This is a genomic window from Photorhabdus sp. RM96S, from assembly GCF_042879335.1.
GTDB classification, from domain to species: domain Bacteria; phylum Pseudomonadota; class Gammaproteobacteria; order Enterobacterales; family Enterobacteriaceae; genus Photorhabdus; species Photorhabdus kayaii.
In genome coordinates, this window is sequence record NZ_JBHFKT010000083.1 from 1 (window position 1) to 4,770 (window position 4,770).

A 4,770-nucleotide genomic window follows, 5' to 3' on the forward strand; every position below is an offset into this window, starting at 1 on the left:
GTTGACCGTCAGCACCAGACAGCGGTTCAGCAGCTCTTCATCCACATCAATGGCCGTCGTCGTTAACATCAGCATCACCGGTCCCTGTACCTTGTATTCCCGCGTCACCAGTTCGCCGCTCTGTTCGTTCTTGCCGGTGCTGGCGATTTTCAGCTCGCCGTCAGATTGCAACAGTTTCAGGGCATAGGCCGCCTGCCGCACGCCTTCTTCTTCGGCTATCGCCAGTATCTTGTGTTGCAGGCTGGTTTCCCCCAGATAGTAGAGGCTCTGCCCGGTCATTGCCGAGTACTGGATACGCTCCTCTTCCGGCATCAGGTTCAGCACCGCCTCCATCAGGGACGATTTCCCGGCAGCGGAACTGCTTTGTATCAGCACGGCCAGCGGTTTATCCAGTTTGCGCGAGACCGCCGCCAGATACCCGGTCAGCAGATTGGTGGATTCGCCGACCACCCCGCAGGCGGCCATGTCGTTGATAATCTGTTCTGTTAAGTTCGGCGATGTCAGCAACGCCAGCGCGGCGGCTTCGTCTTCTGCGCTGACCGTCACCGCCGTTGTCCCTGAGGCTTCGGCCTCCGCTCGCTGCTCGGCATCCTGTTGCTGCTCCAGCATCAGCAGCACCCGACCTGCTTCACGTTTAATCACAGACGGCTCGCATTCCAGCTCTTGCGCCGCCGTGCTGATGTAGTTCTGACGATGCCGCGCATGGTACATGTCCAGCGTATCCACATGGAACAGGCCGGACGTTTCATCCCGCACCTGCACATTCACTTTCATCACATCCGGCACCGGGGATTTTTTCATCCCCCGTACCCGCCAGACCCGGGGGCCGCTTTTCATCAGCAGTTCACCGCAGGCCGTGCGCTCACAGGGCACGGGCGCAACGGTCAGCTCCGGCGGGGCGGCTAAAGAAGAAGATTTAGCCACCTCGGCACTTTGGGGCTTTTCCGTCACACTCGGCGAGACGGGCCGCTCATGGCTGAACACCGTGCCCGGCGCCGTTCCCTGTCCCAGCCAGACCGCCTGTTGCAACGCCAGCCCCAGCGCATGTTCGGCGTTACCGCTTTTCAGCGCATAGTCATTGGCATCCATGCCCGGCGGGAACTGCACCCGCCATGCCTCGATACCGGCTTCCAGTAAATCAGCCGCCACACTGGCCGCGCCACGGTCTCCGGCCTCGTCCCGGTCAAAGGCAATCAGCACCCGTTTCACGCCGTGGTACTGCAAGGCTTCGAGGTGCTCACGGTTAAACCCATTCACCCCGAACGCGGCGATCACGTTGCGGAACCCGGCACACCAGAAGGTCATGGCATCGATCAGCGCTTCGCACAGGATAATTTCATTTGATGCCTGCATCGCCGATTCATTCCAGACCCCGGCTAGCGGTGACGGCAGGTACAGATGCTTTGGGCTGTCTTTCAGCACTTTGTAATCCGGCTGGGTCCGGCGGCCATACAGTTGCAGCACCCGCCCGCGGCAGGCCACATTGACCGATTCTGTCCAGCCGATCACCGGCACCACGACGCAGCCCCGGAAGTGGTCCTGCCGGGTAGTGGTACGCAACACGCCCAGACCTGATAGTTTGTCGCGCAGTTGCTGGCCTTCCTGACTGCTCTTGGACGGTAATAAGCCTGCTGAACCGCCGATCCCGTGATTGCCTGCGTACCCCAGCTTAAAGTGACTCACCAACTCAGGATGATTCAGCCCGCGTCGTGCCAGCCAGGCTTTGGCTTCCGGTGACGCCAGTAAGTTCTGATGATAAAAATCAATCACCTGATGCAACAGCGCCTGCCCGTCATCGTCCAGATCGGCCAGTTTCGGGCGCGGCAGGGGTGCAGCCTGTAATTCCGGCGGGGCGGCTAAAGAAGAAGCGGCCACAACCGCATTGTCCATGTCCGGCAGCCCGGCCAGCTCCCGCAGCCGGCGGATACCGATTTTCAACGTCACGCCTTCCGTTTGTATCACCCAGTCCAGCACCGACCCCGCTGCGCCACAGCCAAAGCAGTGATACAGGTTCTTAGCCGGCGATATCACCATTGAGGGCGTTTTCTCGTTATGGAACGGACAGCGCAGCACATAATCCTCACCGCGTTTTTTCATCGTACGGCCTTGCTTACGCGCCAGCCCCAGCAACGAGACGGTTTGCTTTAAGTGGGCTAAATCGGTGTCGGGAACGCGGGTCATCAGAGACCTCCTGTAAAAACCTGTCAATATGCTTTTATGGTTTCTTTATACATGCATATATGGTATGTTTCAAGCATCATGTTTAAACAAGGGGGTAAAATGCTGGCTCTGTTTCCTTGGCGAGTAATTTCTATGGACTTTGGTAAACGTCTGGCAACCCTGCGTAAAGACCGCAGGCTTACTCAGGCCGCACTGGCGGAGAAAGTCGGTTGTCACGTGACAATGATCCGGCGTTATGAAGCTGACGAAGTACAACCGACACTGGAGATTATCCGCAAGCTCTCCCGTGCACTTTCTGTCAGTGCAGATACGCTGGTTTTTGACGAGAATGAGCGCAACCCGGATGAAGAACTGCGTTTGCAGTTTGAGGCTATCAGCCAGTTCACACCGGAAGAGAAAGAAGTGGCAAGGGTGTTACTGGAGTCATTGATTTTAAAACACGATGCCAACCGTTTTGCCCGTAACAACAGCAGAGCAGGCACCGAGAAGTAAGACATAAAACACGTGCGGCGATCCCGTGTTGGAGCACGGAACCGCCGCTAACCGTAAGCAACTATTGGAGTAGTTACTATGGCTAACCGCGATTGTAATGCAGATTGGAAGATTTCAAAAGCCCGGCGCAGCTATAAGGTGGGGTATACCAGCACCCGCCACGAAGATCGCAACACTGGCATGACCCGCTATTACAGTCAGCATCCCAGCCTGCATCTTAAAGGCAACTGGCTGGAAGAAGCCGGGTTTACCACCGGACAGGCAGTGAACATCACCGTTGAACGGGGGCAGTTGATTATCCGGCTCATTGAGAACAGCTGACGACTCAAAAAAGATCCCAGTGCTTGGACTGGGATCTTTTTGCTAACTGATTTTTAATCTTTTATGTCCATTTTAATGCTTGCCCCATCGGGAATATTTCGTATTTGTAGAGCCAAATCAGCTCTGGCTCTCATTGATTCGCCTGTTCGAGCTAAGTAAAGATTTTCCAATTCATATTCTCCGCCTAAAACAAAGGGAATTTTAGGGACTAAACGATAGCCAGATTGAATAGGACCGTAAATGTTTTGCCAATTATGAGCCAAAGAATATCCAGTTAAGACTTCATAATCTTCCAAGATAATCCCACTCCATTCATTTATACTCTCGGCTAATTTATCAAATAATCCCGTTTCAGGATCGAATGTATGAATACAATCATCTTTTAAACAAAACTGATTTCCAAAGATATCTTCTGCAAAGAAAAGAGCATCCTTAGCCATATCTTCGTACGAGTTAATCCATAACCTATTATTGTTCCAATCAATTAAGCCGATCTCTTCACCTATCGTTTCATATGGAAAAACGCGTAATGCAGACTCAAAGCCATAAAATCCATTTTTTTTAATCAATAAACAGCTCAATTCATCTACCAATGATTTTCCATAATTGGAAGCAATATATTTTTCTGATCTAACCGAAGAAATATCATGACTACAAATTGAGAGTAATTTGTCAGTTAAAGGCCACATTTTTCTATTTCTCCGTTTCTATTTTGCCTGATTTGTCTGTCTTTTCTGTCTTTATAATTACAGTCGCACCATTAGGTAATCCGCGACATTGTTGACCAATACATGATCCAGCTCCTCTATTATCAGAAGGGGTAATTGGTCGAACCGAAGCGCCTGAGCCACCTTCTTTAAACATAGCAGGAGGATATTCATCACGATCTGCACCTTTCACCGGAGGAGTATTTTTCAAGGATTCTCCTCTCCTCTGAGCAGCGCCTCCACGATCAATCGTCAACACATTAGGATGCCCTGCTTTCTGAGCATCTTCAATATGCTTCGCTGATTCTGGATATTTTGTTTTATCTACAACAATAACTTTATGCTCATTAGTATGTTGTTCAGAGCTACTGCCTTTGTTAACAGTTGAACCTTTTATTGACGGTACAGATGATGGTTTCGCCTGCATTTTATCACTGGCTTTTGCCCCAATAATTCCCGTCGCGGTCTCCAGCAACAACAGGTTGCGCTGCTCTTCTTTCACATACTGCGCCGCATCGGCTTTGGATAAGCCTGCGTTCTCCAGCTCTTTCTGACGCAATTCAGTATTAAAGAACCCGGAGAGCGGTCCACTGCCACCATTTAACCAACTGCTCTGCTCTGAACGCCCTATCTTGTCATTGGCACGGTATCCTGATACCGCCAGTTCTTTACCCAACTCATGGTTGATAAAGGCCAGCTCTTCGCGGCTCAACTCACCATTCAACGCCATTTGTTTCAGGCTGTTGATAGTTGCATCACTGGCCTGCCGGTACTCTGTCCAGACCCCTTTACGGCAACGGTCATCCTGACACGATGCTAGTTTACCGCGCATGTCTTCAACCGACGGCAGACCTTTATCCAGAATGCGCTGGCTCAGTTCTTTGGCCTTACCGCACGCTTCCGGTGACAGCGTGCGGCAATCGCCCAGATTTCGGGAGGCCAGCGCATTATTCTCAATAACAACGCATTCCATTGCGAAGTTGATTACCGAACGCCGATTTTCCTAATGCCCTCAGTCAGTTACACCCCGTTTTTTCCAATGTCCGTTCACCGCCGAACTCAAAACCCC

General features: G+C 51.8%; 5 protein-coding genes. 2 read left to right on the forward strand and 3 right to left on the reverse strand.

The features are described 5' to 3' along the window. Positions 1 to 2,181: CHC2 zinc finger domain-containing protein (locus ACGF49_RS24015; protein ID WP_387493151.1), on the reverse strand; the 2,181-nt coding region annotated here is incomplete at its 3' end. A 99-nt stretch (positions 2,182 to 2,280) separates the two neighbouring features. Between ACGF49_RS24015 and ACGF49_RS24020 the strand changes: the two genes are divergently transcribed. Together ACGF49_RS24020 and ACGF49_RS24025 are read left to right on the forward strand one after the other, a co-directional pair. Beyond that, the gene (locus tag ACGF49_RS24020) at positions 2,281 to 2,673 is read left to right on the forward strand and encodes a helix-turn-helix domain-containing protein (protein WP_229015692.1); all 393 of its coding nucleotides are present in this window, start codon (positions 2,281 to 2,283) and stop codon (positions 2,671 to 2,673) included. Positions 2,674 to 2,751: 78 nt separating this feature from the next. Then, on the forward strand, positions 2,752 to 2,994 hold the full coding sequence (locus ACGF49_RS24025; protein WP_113044217.1) for a SymE family type I addiction module toxin: 243 nt from the start codon (positions 2,752 to 2,754) through the stop codon (positions 2,992 to 2,994). Between the two features lie 53 nt (positions 2,995 to 3,047). On the opposite strand, the gene ACGF49_RS24030 is transcribed toward ACGF49_RS24025, so the two are convergent. Together ACGF49_RS24030 and ACGF49_RS24035 are read right to left on the reverse strand one after the other, a co-directional pair. After that, positions 3,048 to 3,683: an SMI1/KNR4 family protein gene (locus ACGF49_RS24030; protein WP_205068583.1), complete on the reverse strand. Its 636-nt coding sequence runs from the start codon at positions 3,681 to 3,683 to the stop codon at positions 3,048 to 3,050. A gap of 4 nt (positions 3,684 to 3,687) precedes the next feature. Next, complete coding sequence (locus tag ACGF49_RS24035) at positions 3,688 to 4,674, reverse strand: hypothetical protein (protein ID WP_387493156.1); 987 nt, start codon at positions 4,672 to 4,674, stop codon at positions 3,688 to 3,690. Positions 4,675 to 4,770 lie beyond the last annotated feature (96 nt).

Coding starts and splice junctions, on each gene's coding strand:
- ACGF49_RS24020 (WP_229015692.1), top strand. CDS start 2,281: ATGCTGGCTCTGTTTCCTTGGCGAGTAATTTCTATGGACTTTGGTAAA.
- ACGF49_RS24025 (WP_113044217.1), top strand. CDS start 2,752: ATGGCTAACCGCGATTGTAATGCAGATTGGAAGATTTCAAAAGCCCGG.
- ACGF49_RS24030 (WP_205068583.1), bottom strand. CDS start 3,683: ATGTGGCCTTTAACTGACAAATTACTCTCAATTTGTAGTCATGATATT.
- ACGF49_RS24035 (WP_387493156.1), bottom strand. CDS start 4,674: ATGGAATGCGTTGTTATTGAGAATAATGCGCTGGCCTCCCGAAATCTG.